This is a genomic window from Paractinoplanes durhamensis, from assembly GCF_016862175.1.
Lineage (GTDB): Bacteria > Actinomycetota > Actinomycetes > Mycobacteriales > Micromonosporaceae > Actinoplanes > Actinoplanes durhamensis.
In genome coordinates this window covers 198,485-211,721 of the sequence record NZ_BOML01000050.1, presented here as the reverse complement: position 1 = coordinate 211,721, position 13,237 = coordinate 198,485, and the positions used below count along the sequence as shown (strand labels likewise).

Here is a 13,237-nt window from a genome sequence, read left to right as displayed (position 1 = left end):
AAGGGCGACACCGCCGCCCTCGCTGCTGCAGGCCGCGACACCGGCCAGGTCAGCGAATCAGCCACGCGTTCAGGACGTCGACGAAGTCGAGGGTGGCGTTGGCCGCCAGGATCAGGCAGGCGATCACCGCCGCGGCCGGCAGCGCCAACTGCCACCGAGCCTCGGACGGGGCCGGCCGATGCAGAGCCTTGACGCGGCGGACGATCACGCCGCCGTGCACGCCCAGAGCCGGCGCCGGGGTCTTGAAGTCGGCGGTGGCAAGCGCCGCCCGCGCCACCGCCCGGGCCACCAGGTCACGGTTGCCCAGCCCGGTGGCGGCTTCCTCATCGGCCCAGCGCTCCACCAGGTAGGTGACCGCGTCCCGGGCGGGCCGCAGCAGCGGATTGACCGAGGCCGCCGCGCTCGCGAGCAGGACCGCAACGTGGTGGCGATGGGTGAGGTGGGCACGCTCGTGGGCGAGAACGGCCCGGCGTTCATCGGCGTCGAGAACCTTGAGCATGCCGGTGGTCAGCAGGACTTGGCCGGGCCGGCCGGGAACGGCCACGGCCAGCGGCTCGGACCAGTCGGCGACGACCACGCCGCCCGCGGCCGGCCCGGCGTTGCGCAGCCGGCGCGCGGTGCTCCGGCGGTGATGCACGTCGTGCGCCAGGTTGATCAGGCACGCGGCCAGCACGACCGACGCGGTGATCGCCACCCAGTCCGGGACCGGCTCGGGCAGGTGCATGCCGGAGCGGATGTTCAGGGCTTTCATCGCCGGCAGGTCGTCGAAGAGGGTGAGCACCAGCAGGAGCAGCGACCAGACCGAGGTGGCGGCGGTCAGCACCGAGGCGGCCACCAGCCCGAGGACGGCGGCCCGCGGCCGGGCGCGGTCGGTCAGCCGGCGCGCGGCCAGCGCGACCAGAACCGGGAGCAGCAGCGGCAGGTAGACGGTGACGGTCATGACTCGCGCTCCGCCAGCAGGGCCCGGAGGGTTTCCACGTCGTCGTCCTGCAGACCGGCCGCGAACTGCTGCAGCACGGCCTGCCGGTCGGGCCGCTCGTCGAGCGCGGCCCGCATCCGGGTGGCGGTCAGCGTCGCCGCGTCCTGGGCCGGCCAGTAGGCGTGCCCGCGGCCGCGGTCGGCCGGCCCACGGCGGACCAGGTCCTTCTCCAGGAGGCGGATCAGGATGGTCTGCACCGTGTTGTAGGCGAGGCCGGCCCCCAGCGCGGCCTGCACCCCGGCCGGAGTCAGCGGCTCGCCGGCCGCCCAGAGAGCGGCCATCACCTCGGACTCGAGCTCGCCCCGGGCGCGCCGCCGCCCGGCCTCCTCGTCATTCATACGCTGAGGCTATCCGCTAGTATCGCCGCATGCCGCGCACCATCATCTCCCCGCCGGTCTCCTGAGCGAGCCGGGACCCGGTCTCCTGAGCGAGCCGGGACACAGCGCCGACGAGCGAATATCGCCTCGGCGCGCGATGACGCGCATCTGAACCCGGCCCGCTTCCGCGATCCCATGTCGATTTCGCAGAAGCAGGAGCACCAGCACGTGACCACACAGATCGATTCCGGCCAAAAAGCCAAGGCCGACGGCAAGGAAAACAACAAGACCAGCGGCCTCTGGCTCCTCGTCCTCGCCGGCAGCCTGTGGGGCGCCGGCGGCCTCACCGGCACCCTTCTCGCCCAGCACACCGGCCTGACCTCCCCGGCGATCGGCGCTTACCGCCTCGCCGTCGGCGGCCTCCTCCTCGTCCTCGTCGTCCTGCTCACCGGGCGGAGCATCCCGCGCACCCGGCCCCAGATCACCCGGGTCGTGCTCATCGGCCTGCTCGCCGCCGAGTTCCAGGCCTGCTACTTCGCCGCGGTGTCGACCATCTCGGTCAGCCTGGGCACGCTGATCACCATCGGTGCGTCCCCGGTGCTCGTGCTGGCGGCGGAGAGCGCCATGGGCCGACGGCGGGCCGACCGCCGGGCGCTGGCCACGGTCGGCCTCGCGATCGTCGGGCTGACGCTGCTCATCGGCGTACCGTCAAGCGGGCGAAACCTGACCACGATGCTTGCCGGAGCGGGGTTTGCGCTGCTCGCGGCAGCGGGGTTTGCCACCATGACGGTGATCGGGAGCCGGTCGGTGGCGGGTCTCGACGAGATGGCGTCCACCGGTTTCGGCTTCACCCTCGGCGCGCTCGTGCTCGCGCCGATCGCCGCGGCCGGCGGCGGCCTCACCTTCACCCCGACGACGGGCGCGCTCAGCCTGTTGCTCCTGCTGGGTGCCGGACCGACCGCTATGGCGTACGCCGCATACTTCCGAGGTCTCCGCGATGCGCAGGCCGGCACCGCCGCCCTGATGGCGCTGCTGGAACCGTTGGTCGGGACGGTTCTGTCGGTGCTCATCCTCGGTGACCGGCTCGGCCCGGCCGGCATCGTGGGCGCGGCCCTGCTGCTGACCGCCCTCGTCATCGAAGGGTCGAAGAAGGGCTAAGCGCGGGTCGTCTGGAACTGGTCGACGATCTCCTGCAGCTCGCGGGACATGACTTCGAGGCTCTCCGCGGTCTGCTGGGCCTCGACCACGCCCTCGGCGGTGATCTGCGCCGAGGTCGCCACCCCATGAATGCCTTCGGCGATCTCGCCGGAGCCGGTGGCGGCCTCGGTGATGTTGCGACCCATCTCGGCGGTCGTCGCGGTCTGCTCCTCCACGGCCGCGGCGATCGTCGTCGAGTGTTCGTTGACCTGGCCGATGATGCCGGTGATCCGGTCGATGGCGGTGATCGCCGCGGTGGTGTCGTGCTGGATGGCCTGCACCCGGGCGGCGATGTCCTCGGTCGCCTTGGCGGTCTCCTGGGCGAGATCCTTGACCTCACTCGCCACCACGGCGAAGCCTTTGCCCTGCTCACCGGCGCGGGCGGCCTCGATGGTGGCGTTGAGGGCGAGCAGGTTGGTCTGCTCGGCGATCGACGTGATCAGCTTGATGACCTCGCCGATCTCGGCGCTGGAGCGGCCGAGCTGGCTGATCGTCTCGCCGGCCTCGCGGGCACTGTCGACGCCGGTGGCGGCGACCCCGGCGGCGAGACCGGCGCTGTCCGCGATCTCCCGGATGGCGGCGTTCATCTGCTCGGTGCCGGCCGCGACGGTCTGCACGCTGCGGGACACCTCCTCGGCCGCCGAGGAGACTCGTTCCGACTGGCCGGAGGCGTTGCCGGCGGCCTCGGCGATGCGACCGGAGGCCATCGTGAGCTCGTGCGAGGCGCCGGCCAGCGTACGGCTGTGGTCGTTGATCCGGGTGAACGTGCCGAGCAGCACCTCGAGGGTGCTGTTGACGGCCCGGCCCATGGTGCCGAGTTCGTCGCGGCCGTCGGCCGGGGCCTGCACGGTGAGGTCCTTGGCGGCGACCGCGCGCAGCGTGGCGACGGCCAGTCCGAGCGGCCTGGTGATGCTGCGGGTGACCAGCACGGCGAGCGCCGCGGCCAGGCCGAGGCTGAGGGCGCCGGCGATCAGCATGAGGGTGCGCGAGGTGTTCGCGGCCGAGACGGCGTCGGCCTTGGCGGCGGTGGCCGCGGCGCTGGTCAGGTCGGAAAGCTTGTCGATGTTGTCGGCGATCGTGCTCATGTGCTCGTTCGAGATGCCGGTGACCATGGTGCCGGCCTTGGCCAGGCCGGCCGCCGTTCCGAGGCGGAAGGCGGCGATGATCTCGTCGTCGACGGTCTGGTACGCATCGAACGCGTCGGCCGCGGCGGTGAGTGCCGCCGTTTCCTCGGTGCTCAGGTCCTGGCCCTGCAACTCGGTGAGGTCGGCCGCGAACGCCGCGGTCGACGCCAGGAAGCTCTTGCGCGACCCGGTGGTGTCCGAGGCGGCGCCCTTGACGCCGCGCTGGATGTCGTAGGCGTACGCGTTCTGCCAGCCGTTGAAGTCGGCCGCCTGGAACTTGGCGTCGAGCGCGAGACGGCGCAGCTCGCCGGCCGCGACGAGCCGTTCGGTGGCGTCCGACGACTGGTGCTGCCCCCAGAAGGCGACGCCCAGCGCGACCACCATGCAGACGCAGACGCCGGTGAACGCACCGGCCAGCCGGGCGCCGATCTTGATGTTGCCGAACAGTCGCATCGGCTTACCCTCGAATCTAGACGCGGAAGCGGGCGACGACGGCGCGCAGCTCGTCGGCGACCTGGCTCAGCTCGGTCACCGACTGGTCGGCCTCGGTCAGGGCGCCGGTCTGCGCCTGCACCGCCTGGGCCACGCTGTTGATGTTCTCGGCGATGTTGGTGCTGCCGTGCGCGGCGTCGCCGATGCTGCGGCTCATCTCGTTGGTGGTGGCGGTCTGCTCCTCCACCGCGGACGCGATGGTCACCTGGTAGTCGTTGATCTCCGAGATGATCCGGGAGATCTCGGCGATCGCCTCGACCGCGTTGGTGGTGTCGGCCTGGATGGCCTCGACCCGGCGGGAGATGTCCTCGGTGGCCTTCGCGGTCTCCTGGGCGAGGTCCTTGACCTCGGTGGCGACCACCGCGAAGCCCTTGCCGGCCTCGCCCGCACGGGCGGCCTCGATGGTGGCGTTGAGGGCGAGCAGGTTGGTCTGCTCGGCGATCTGGGTGATCACCTTGACCACGTTGCCGATCTCCTCGGACGACGTGCCGAGCTTGGCGACGGTGTCGTTGGTGCTCTGCGCGACGCCGACGGCGCTCGACGCGACCTGGGCGGCGTTGTTGGCGTTCTCGGCGATCTCCCGGATCGACGCGCCCATCTCGTCGCTGCCCGCGGCCACCGACTGGACGCTGGAGGAGACGTCGCCGGCGCTGTTGGCCACCACCCCGGCCTGGTCGGCGGCCTCCCGCGCCTGGTCGGCGAGACGGTTGGTGATGCTGGTCAGCCGCTGGGTGCCGGAGCCGAGCGTGTCGGCGCCGTTGGTGAGGGCGAGCACCGAGGTGCGCAGGCCGTCGCGGGCCCGGTTGACGGCGCCGGCCATCGCGCCGAGCTCGTCGCGGGAGCGGACCTCGGCGGCGACGGTCAGGTCGCCCTCGGCCACCGCGTCGAGGGCGGCGGAGACGGTGGTGAGCTGGCCGCGGATGAGCCGGATGACGAGTACGCACACGGCCGCGGCGATCAGGAAGCCGATGAACAGGGCGACCAGGGTGATGGTCCGGGCCCGGTTGTAGGCCTCGGTGCCGCGGACGGCCATGGCGTCGGACTGGGCGTCCTCCTCGTCCTGCATCGACTTCACGGCCGCGCCCATGGCGGTCTCGGCCTTGTTGAACTCGACCAGGAACTGGTCGGCGGCCGGCATCGTGTAGCCGGCCGCCATCGGCTCGCCGAAGAGCACCGTGTTGCGCAGCGCCCGGTAGTAGTTGTCGGCCTCGACGAACGCGGTGAGATTGGCCTGCCGGGTGGCGGAACCCTTGGTGAGGGTGTCGTACTTGCCGAGGGCGGTGTCCATCGCCGTGTCGGCGGCGTCGACGAGGTCGTGGCCCTGCTTCTGCTGGGCGGCCTTCTCGGCGGCGGTGCCGGCCGCGACGTAGTAGATGAGCATGCCGCGGAACATCGCGCCCAGCTCACCGCGGACGTTCGCGACCTGCTGCAGGGTGTCGACGTGGTCCGTCTTCATCACCCGCAGGTCGTCGTTGAGCTGCGACATCCGGTTGATCGACAGGATTGCCACGCAGAGCGCGACCACCGCGACGCAGGCGGCGGCGATGACGGTCTTGATGGTCAGGCTGCGGTCGCCGAGGAGTGCCTCGAAGAAGTTCCGCTGCACGGTGATCGGTGAATCACCCTGAATCCGCCGCGGCATGGCGCCCCCCGATGGCCGTTCCGATCGGCGCACCGCCGAACGCGATCAACTTTAAGGTCAGATCAGCATTCGAGGGATAAATCAAAAAAATCAGGATTGCGTACGCGGCGGGGCGTATTGTTCGCGCGCGTCGCCGGCGAGCCCAGCTGCCGGACGCGCTGCACGGCACCGAGAAGGTCGCGACCGCCTGAGCGTACGGAGGGCTTGCGTCGTTCATCCGTCTCGAATGACGCAGGCCATCGGGGCCGGGCCGACGATGGGTCCATGACGAACGCCGAGCAGTTGCGACTCGCCGACGCGTTCCCCTGGCGGCGCTGGGGCCCCTACCTCAGCGAACGGCAATGGGGCTCGGTCCGCGAGGACTACAGCCCGGGCGGTGACGCCTGGGGTTACCTGAGCCACGATCAGGCCCGCAGCCGGGCCTACCGGTGGGGTGAGGACGGCATCGCCGGCTTCAGCGACGACCACCAGATGCTCTGCCTGGCGATGGCCATGTGGAACGGGCAGGACCCGATCCTCAAGGAGCGCTTCTTCGGGGTCACCAACGCCGAGGGCAACCACGGCGAGGACGTCAAGGAGTACTACTTCTACGTCGACGCCCTGCCGTCGCACGCGTACCAGCGCATGATCTACAAATACCCACAGCGCGCTTATCCGTACGAGGATCTGGTCTCGACCAACCGCAGCCGGGGCCGCGACCAGTACGAGTACGAGTTGCTCGACACCGGGGTGTTCGAGGGCGACCGGTATTTCGACGTCGAGGTCGAGTACGCCAAGGCGGCGCCCGAGGACATCCTGTGCCGGATCACTGTGCACAACCGCGGCCCCGAGCCGGCCACCCTGCACCTGCTGCCCACGCTGTGGTTCCGCAACACCTGGAACGGCTCGGGTGATGGCTGGCCCAGCCTGTTCCAGGTGCCGGGCGTGCGCGGCGCCGCGGTGATCGAGGCCCGGCACCCCGAGCTGGGCCGCCGCTGGCTGCTCTGCGAGGGCGAGCAGCCGCTGCTGTTCACCGACAACGAGGACGGTCAGAAGGACGGCATCGGCCGCTACGTCGTGCAGGGGGACAAGGACGCTGTGCACACGTCGTCGGCCGGGACCAAGGCCGCGTTCTGGACCCGGCTCGAGATCCCCGCCGGGGAGTCGGCGGTGGTGCGGGTGCGGCTGACCGACGAGCCGGTCCCGCCCGAGGCGGTCCGCGAGCGGCTCGCCGGCCCCGGCTTCGACGAGGTGATCGCCCACTGCCGCCGGGAGGCCGACGACTTCTACGACGAGCGGCTCGGCGACGACCTCAGCGCCGACGAACGGCAGATCCTCCGGCAGGCCCTGGCCGGCATGCTGTGGAGCAAACAATATTTCGGGTACGACGTGGAACGCTGGCTCACCCAGCACGGCCGGGACCCGCTCGACGCCGGCGACATTCGCAACGGCGACTGGGGGCACCTGTACGCCGACGACATCATCTCGATGCCGGACGCCTGGGAGTACCCGTGGTTCGCGGCCTGGGACCTGGCCTTCCACACCGTCGCGTTCAGCGTGGTCGACCTGGGCTTCGCCAAACACCAGCTGGACCTGCTGCTCAGCCGCCGCTACCTGCACCCCAACGGCCAGATCCCGGCGTACGAGTGGAACTTCGGCGACGTGAACCCGCCGGTGCACGCCTGGGCCACCTACCTGGTCTACGAGCTGGACAAGGCGCACCGCGGCCGGGGCGACCGGGTCTGGCTCGCCACCGCCTTCCACAAACTGGCCAAGAACTTCAGCTGGTGGGTCAACCGCAAGGACGTCGACGGCCGCAACGTGTTCCAGGGCGGCTTCCTCGGGCTGGACAACATCGGGGTGTTCGACCGCAGCGCGCCGCTGCCCACCGGCGGCCATCTCGACCAGGCCGACGGCACCGCCTGGATGGCCCTGTACTGCCAGAACATGCTGCAGATCGCGCTCGAGCTGGCCCTCGACGACCCGGCCTACCTCGAGCAGGCGCAGACCTACATCGAGCACTTCGCCTGGATCGCGGCCGCCGTCAACGCCCCGGCCCTGGCCTCGATGTGGGACGAGGAGGACGGCTTCTTCTACGACCTGCTGCGGCTGCCGGACGGCACCGCGGTGCGGCTCAAGGTCCGGTCCATGGTGGGGCTGCTGCCGCTGGCCGCCGCGACCGTCTTCGACCCGGTGATCAGCGCCCGCCACCCCCAGCTGATCGAGGAGGCGAACCGGTTCCTCGGCCGGCATCCCAGCGTCCGGGCCGCGTTCCCGCCGGGTCGCTTCGCCGGGCGGCCGGGCAGTCACCTGCTGGCCCTGTTCGACGAGGTCCGGCTGCGCCGGATCCTGGACCGGATGCTCGACGAGGACGAGTTCCTCAGCCCGTACGGCATCCGGTCGCTGTCCCGCTACCACGCCGAGCATCCCTTCGAGTTCGACGTGCACGGGGTGAGCTACCGGGTGGCCTACACGCCGGCCGAATCGGACAGCGGGATGTTCGGCGGGAACTCCAACTGGCGCGGCCCTGTCTGGTTCCCGGTCAACGCCCTGATGATCCGGGCACTGCTCAACCTGTACGTCGGCTACGGCGACGACTTCACCGTGGAGTGCCCGACCGGGTCCGGCGTGAAGATGACCCTGTTCGAGGTCGCCCGGGAGATCTCCGACCGGCTCACCCGGCTGTTCCGGCCCGGCGAGGACGGCCGCCGCCCCTGTTACGGTGGCCAGGACGTGTTCGCCGGCGAACACTGGCGCGACCTGATCCTGTTCTCCGAGTATTTCCACGGCGACAACGGCGCCGGCCTCGGCGCCACCCACCAGACCGGCTGGACCGGCCTGACCGCCGTGTTCCCGCTGCTGTTCGCCCGGGTCACCGGCCCCGAGCTGCTGGAGACCGGCATGGCCGGGTTGTTCCGGGCGATCGACGACGAGGAGCCGCAACCATGACCGGCCGGCCGTCCGCCACCGTCGTGTACGAGATCGACACCTGGCCGTGGATGACCGGGGTGCGCCGCGCGCTGGGTCGCGACGTGACCCTGGCCGACATCCCGGCCGAGGTGTGGGACGAGACCATCCCGCCCGGCATCGACGCGGTCTGGCTGATGGGCGTCTGGGAGCGCAGCCCGGCCGGCCTGGTCGTGGCCCGTGCCGACGAGGGCCTGCAACGCGACTTCCGCGCGGCCCTGCCCGACCTGCAGCCGGGCGACCTGGCCGGCTCGCCCTACTGCGTGCGGCGCTACCGGGTCGACGAACACCTCGGCGGCCCGGCAGCGCTCGCCGCCTGCCGGGCCGAACTGGCCCGCCGCGGGGTGCGCCTGATCCTCGACTACGTGCCCAACCACGTGGCGCCCGACCACCCGGCGATCGTCGAGCACCCGGAGTGGTTCATCACCGGCGACGAGGCCGACGCGGCCCGCGATCCGGCCGCCTGGTTCCCGGTCGCCGGCCGGATCGTCGCGCACGGCCGGGACCCGTACTTCCCGCCGTGGCCGGACGTCGCCCAGCTGAACGCGTTCGCGCCCGGCCTGCGGGCGGCGGCCGTCGCCGTGCTCGGGGAGATCGCCGAACAGTGCGACGGCATCCGGTGCGACATGGCCATGCTGCTCACCACCGAGGTGTTCGCCCGCACCTGGGGCGCGCACGCCGGGCCGGCGCCGGACGGCGAGTTCTGGCCCGAGGTGATCGGTGCGCTGCGCCGCGACCATCCGCAGGTGATGCTGATCGCCGAGGCGTACTGGGACATGGAGTGGACGCTGCAGCAGCAGGGCTTCGACTTCTGCTACGACAAACGGCTCTACGACCGGCTCGCGCACGACGACGCGGAGGCGGTGCGCAAGCACCTGACGGCCGGGCGCGACTACCAGGACCGGCTGATCCGGTTCATCGAGAACCACGACGAGCCGCGGGCCGCGTCCGCCCTGCCGGGCGGGCGGGACCGGACCGCCGCGGTGGCGATCGCCACGCTGCCCGGGGCGACGCTGTGGCACGACGGCGAGTTCGAGGGACGGCGTACGCGTCTGCCGGTCTTCCTCGGCCGGTTCCCGGACGAGCCGGTCGACGAGGACCTGCGCGCCTTCTACCGCCGGCTGCTGGCGGTGGCCGGCGGGATGCGCCGCGGCGACTGGTCCCTGCTGGACAGCCGCGGCTGGCCGGACAACCCGACCCACCACGACATCCTCGCCTGGGCGTGGCACGACGGCGTCCCGCACCACGTCACGGTGATCAACCTGGCCGGGCACCGGAGCCAGGGCCGGGTGGCGCTGCCCTGGCCGGAGCTGGCCGGCCGGTCGTGGCGGCTGATCGACCTGCTCGACGGCCGGGTCTTCGACCGCGACGGCGGCGAGCTGGCCCGCGACGGCCTCTACGTGGACCTGCCCCCGTGGGGCCAGCACCTGTTCGCGGTCACCACCGCGGCTCACTCCTGACGAACAGCCCGCTCATCCGTCAGGGGCGAGCCGCCGCCGGCTCGGCCCGGCTCGGCTCCGGCTCGGCCCGGCTCGGCTCCGGCTCGGCCCGGCTCGGCTCCGGCTCGGCCCGGCTCGGCTCGGCCCGGCTCGGCCCGGCTCGGCCCGGCCCGGCTCGGCCCGGCCCGGCTCGGCCCGGCCCGGCTCGGCCCGGCTCGGCCCGGCCCGGCTCGGCTCGGCCCGGCCCGGCCCGGCCCGGCCCGGCGCATGCTGCGTCTCATGGCACTCGGCCCGCTGGAACTCGTCGTTCTGTGCTTCCCCGCCTCCCGCCTCAATGACGGCGTCCTCGCCACGCTCGACCGGCTGGAGCGTGCACGCGGCGTCCGGGTGGTCGACGGCCCCTCCCGGTTGTTGCCGTAGATATTCGCGTCGGTGACCTCGCCGACCGGCCCGGAGATGCGCCGGGCGGAGTTGTCCGCGGTCAGCGTGCGCCGTGCACTCGGTGCGGTGGCGACGTTGGTCTGCGCCTGCGTGCAGGGGTTCTGGTCGACTTCTGGCGCACGAAACCGCCGGCCCCCGCCGTCGACATTCCGCCTTATCGGCCCCATCGGCAGCAACCGAGATCGGCTCAGCGGTCAGAGTTAGTGTTTCGAATGATCTTCGAGATCCGCCCCGGCGCCGCCGAGTCCCCGGTGATCCTGCACGTCCCGCACGCTGCCCGGGCGATGACCGAGGAGGCCGTCGACAGCCTGCTGATCACGGCCGGCGAGCTGACCGAGGAGCTGGACAACCTGACCGACGCGCACACCGACGTCATCGCCGCCCAGGCCGCGCAGGCGGCTCCGATCCGCCCATGGATCTTCGAAAACCGCTGGTCACGCCTGGTGGTCGACCCGGAACGCTTCCTCGGCGAGACCGAGGAGATGGAAACCGTCGGCATGGGCGCGGTGTACACGCACGGCTTCGCGAGGCGAAGGCTGCGAGACGATGCTTTCGTACGCGCGGAGGCCGCGCTCCGAACGCACTACTGGCCGTACGCGCATGCGCTGGCAACCCTGGTAGCCGACCGGATCAACACCACCGGCCGGGCGGTGATCCTCGACGTGCACTCGTACCCCACCACCGCGCTCCCGTACGAGCTGCACGGCACCGACCCGCGCCCACCGGTCTGCCTCGGCACCGACAGCTTCCACACCCCACCCGAGTTGATCGAGGCGGCGACCGAGGCCTTCGGCGACGTAGCCCTGAACACCCCGTTCGCCGGTTGCTACGTCCCGAGCGACCGCTGGCAGACCGACCCGCGCGTGACATCCCTGATGATCGAGATCCGCCGAGACGGCTACATGACCGAGCCCGGCGGCCCACCCCACGGGGGCCTGCCCCACTTGGCCGCCAGCCTGACCACCCTGATCACCGCCGCCACGCCCACGTCCTGAAGCCCGCCCGCCGGCGCCCGTCCCGCGGCGCCCGTCCCGCGGCGCCCGGCGAGGCGGAGTCGTGTTGACTGCATCAATGTGGACGTCAATCTGACGACGTTGACATGTTGATGTCATGTTGACGGTCAACACGACGCTCCTGTCTTGGCCGGTGGGGCTGGGGTCCGTCGGCGGCGGTGCAGAATGCCGTCACTGGGCCGACGCTCAGGATGCCGTCGTCCAGTGGGGTGCAGCGGATGCCGCCGTGGCCGCGCAGCGCCTTCCATGCGCCCGGGGCGACCGTGACGTCCATCCATGCGCACGGGTGGGCCTTGCGGTTCACCTGCAGGCGGATCGGGCCGTCGCCGGAGTCCAGGGTCAGGATCTGGCCGACCAGGTCGTCGACGGGGAGGCCGGTCACCAGGATGTTGCGGCGCACCGCCGCCAAACCGGTGCCGGCCGGCAGGGACTCCCGGGCGATCACCGTCACGCTCGCGTCGCGGTGGGCCGGCTTGCCGAAGTAGCGGTCGCCGACGATGCCCAGCCCGGCCCGGATCTGGATCGACGTGACCACCTCGCCCGGCGGGGCCGGAGCCGGGCCGTCGGACGGCCGTCCCTCGAAACGGTGAACCGGAGACGCGAGCAGTTCCACTATCGCCGGCATTCCGCGATCCTAGTGGGCCAAGACCAGGGCGCTATGACCGGTTCGGACGATAGGGGTGGTTCGTCCGGACGCACGTGAACGCCGCGCGGATCGCAGGTGAAGGGGCTCATACCGCGGGGTGGCGCGCGTCTGCGAAGATCGCAGGCCGGTCACCGATCCGATCTTCGCGGAACGGTGGGCATGGGGTTACCAGGACGCCTGCCGTACCCGGGGGGAGACGCGGAATGAGCCTGCTGCAGGACCGAGCGCCGGAGAACCTTAAAACCCGAGAAAAGGGGATACAGCGGGCGGAGGTCAAGCGGGCTCTCCGAGAGATCCTGCTGGTGGCGGTGCTGTTCATGGCGTACAAGGTCGGGCGGCTCGCGGCCGACGGTCACGTCGGTGAGGCGATTGCCAACGCCCAGCGGGTCTGGGATTTCGAGCGCCTGCTGCATCTGCCGAGCGAGTACGGCCTGCAGCATTCGCTGCTCAGCCACGAATGGCTGATAAAGGCATCAAATTGTTATTACGCGTACGTCCATTTCCCGGCCACCGCAGCCTGCCTGATCTTCCTCTACGTCTGGCGCCGTGACCGCTACAAGCCGACCCGGCGCCTGCTCGCCTGGCTGACCGCTTCCGCCCTGGTCGTGCACCTGCTGATGCCGCTGGCCCCGCCGCGCATGCTGACCGCGATCGGCATGGTCGACACCGGCCGCCTGCTCGGCCCGGCCGTCTACGGCGCGCCGAGCACCGACACGCTGACCAACCAGTACGCCGCGATGCCGTCCCTGCATGTCGGCTGGGCCCTGGCCATCACGATCGCGATGATGAGCCTGACCACGAGCGCCTGGCGCTGGCTGTGGCTGGCCCACCCGGCGATCACCCTGTTCGTGGTCGTGGTGACCGGCAACCACTACTGGCTGGACGCGATCGTAGCCATGGTCCTGCTGGGCCTGGTAGCGGTGATCCTGAATAACCGCGCAGCCGCACCGCTCCCGGCCATCCCGAAACCCCGCATCAGCGAAGCCAGCTAGTGCGGTGTC

10 protein-coding genes and 1 pseudogene are annotated in these 13,237 nt (G+C 71.2%); 6 read left to right on the top strand and 5 right to left on the bottom strand.

From position 1 onward, the window contains the following. Positions 1 to 49 precede the first annotated feature (49 nt). Positions 50 to 940, bottom strand: a complete 891-nt coding sequence (locus Adu01nite_RS31085) for a M56 family metallopeptidase (RefSeq protein ID WP_203732045.1) — start codon at positions 938 to 940, stop codon at positions 50 to 52. Beyond that, positions 937 to 1,317, bottom strand: a complete 381-nt coding sequence (locus tag Adu01nite_RS31080; protein ID WP_203732043.1) for a BlaI/MecI/CopY family transcriptional regulator — start codon at positions 1,315 to 1,317, stop codon at positions 937 to 939. Before Adu01nite_RS31080 ends, Adu01nite_RS31085 begins: the two co-directional genes overlap by 4 nt. A gap of 207 nt (positions 1,318 to 1,524) precedes the next feature. Between Adu01nite_RS31080 and Adu01nite_RS31075 the strand changes: the two genes are divergently transcribed. After that, positions 1,525 to 2,454 (top strand): DMT family transporter, encoded by a 930-nt coding sequence (locus tag Adu01nite_RS31075; protein ID WP_239132821.1) that lies wholly within the window; start codon positions 1,525 to 1,527, stop codon positions 2,452 to 2,454. On the opposite strand, the gene Adu01nite_RS31070 is transcribed toward Adu01nite_RS31075, so the two are convergent. Both Adu01nite_RS31070 and Adu01nite_RS31065 read right to left on the bottom strand, forming a co-directional pair. Then, positions 2,451 to 4,070 (bottom strand): methyl-accepting chemotaxis protein, encoded by a 1,620-nt coding sequence (locus Adu01nite_RS31070; protein ID WP_203732039.1) that lies wholly within the window; start codon positions 4,068 to 4,070, stop codon positions 2,451 to 2,453. The genes Adu01nite_RS31075 and Adu01nite_RS31070 overlap by 4 nt on opposite strands. A 16-nt stretch (positions 4,071 to 4,086) precedes the next feature. Next, entirely contained in the window at positions 4,087 to 5,751 is a 1,665-nt protein-coding gene (locus Adu01nite_RS31065; protein ID WP_203732037.1) for a methyl-accepting chemotaxis protein, read from the bottom strand. Positions 5,752 to 6,015: 264 nt separating this feature from the next. On the opposite strand from Adu01nite_RS31065, the gene Adu01nite_RS31060 reads away from it, so the two are divergent. From Adu01nite_RS31060 to Adu01nite_RS31045, 4 genes are all read left to right on the top strand, one after another. Further along, a complete protein-coding gene (locus tag Adu01nite_RS31060) occupies positions 6,016 to 8,679 on the top strand; it encodes an MGH1-like glycoside hydrolase domain-containing protein (RefSeq protein ID WP_203732035.1) in 2,664 nt (887 codons plus the stop codon). Beyond that, on the top strand, positions 8,676 to 10,157 hold the full coding sequence (locus Adu01nite_RS31055; protein WP_203732032.1) for an alpha-amylase family glycosyl hydrolase: 1,482 nt from the start codon (positions 8,676 to 8,678) through the stop codon (positions 10,155 to 10,157). The genes Adu01nite_RS31060 and Adu01nite_RS31055 overlap by 4 nt, the downstream gene beginning before the upstream one ends. Positions 10,158 to 10,415: 258 nt before the next feature. Further along, on the top strand, positions 10,416 to 10,556 hold the full coding sequence (locus Adu01nite_RS31050) for a hypothetical protein (protein ID WP_203732193.1): 141 nt from the start codon (positions 10,416 to 10,418) through the stop codon (positions 10,554 to 10,556). 233 nt (positions 10,557 to 10,789) lie between these two features. After that, positions 10,790 to 11,572, top strand: a complete 783-nt coding sequence (locus tag Adu01nite_RS31045; RefSeq protein ID WP_203732030.1) for an N-formylglutamate amidohydrolase — start codon at positions 10,790 to 10,792, stop codon at positions 11,570 to 11,572. 187 nt (positions 11,573 to 11,759) lie between these two features. Here Adu01nite_RS31045 and Adu01nite_RS31040 read toward each other — a convergent pair. Then, positions 11,760 to 12,215: pseudogene (locus Adu01nite_RS31040) on the bottom strand (molybdenum cofactor biosysynthesis protein); the annotation flags it as partial. A 224-nt stretch (positions 12,216 to 12,439) separates the two neighbouring features. On the opposite strand from Adu01nite_RS31040, the gene Adu01nite_RS31035 reads away from it, so the two are divergent. Further along, positions 12,440 to 13,228 (top strand): phosphatase PAP2 family protein, encoded by a 789-nt coding sequence (locus tag Adu01nite_RS31035; RefSeq protein ID WP_203732028.1) that lies wholly within the window; start codon positions 12,440 to 12,442, stop codon positions 13,226 to 13,228. Positions 13,229 to 13,237 lie beyond the last annotated feature (9 nt).

Coding starts and splice junctions, on each gene's coding strand:
- Adu01nite_RS31085 (WP_203732045.1), bottom strand. CDS start 940: ATGACCGTCACCGTCTACCTGCCGCTGCTGCTCCCGGTTCTGGTCGCG.
- Adu01nite_RS31080 (WP_203732043.1), bottom strand. CDS start 1,317: ATGAATGACGAGGAGGCCGGGCGGCGGCGCGCCCGGGGCGAGCTCGAG.
- Adu01nite_RS31070 (WP_203732039.1), bottom strand. CDS start 4,070: ATGCGACTGTTCGGCAACATCAAGATCGGCGCCCGGCTGGCCGGTGCG.
- Adu01nite_RS31065 (WP_203732037.1), bottom strand. CDS start 5,751: ATGCCGCGGCGGATTCAGGGTGATTCACCGATCACCGTGCAGCGGAAC.
- Adu01nite_RS31060 (WP_203732035.1), top strand. CDS start 6,016: ATGACGAACGCCGAGCAGTTGCGACTCGCCGACGCGTTCCCCTGGCGG.
- Adu01nite_RS31055 (WP_203732032.1), top strand. CDS start 8,676: ATGACCGGCCGGCCGTCCGCCACCGTCGTGTACGAGATCGACACCTGG.
- Adu01nite_RS31050 (WP_203732193.1), top strand. CDS start 10,416: ATGGCACTCGGCCCGCTGGAACTCGTCGTTCTGTGCTTCCCCGCCTCC.
- Adu01nite_RS31045 (WP_203732030.1), top strand. CDS start 10,790: ATGATCTTCGAGATCCGCCCCGGCGCCGCCGAGTCCCCGGTGATCCTG.
- Adu01nite_RS31035 (WP_203732028.1), top strand. CDS start 12,440: ATGAGCCTGCTGCAGGACCGAGCGCCGGAGAACCTTAAAACCCGAGAA.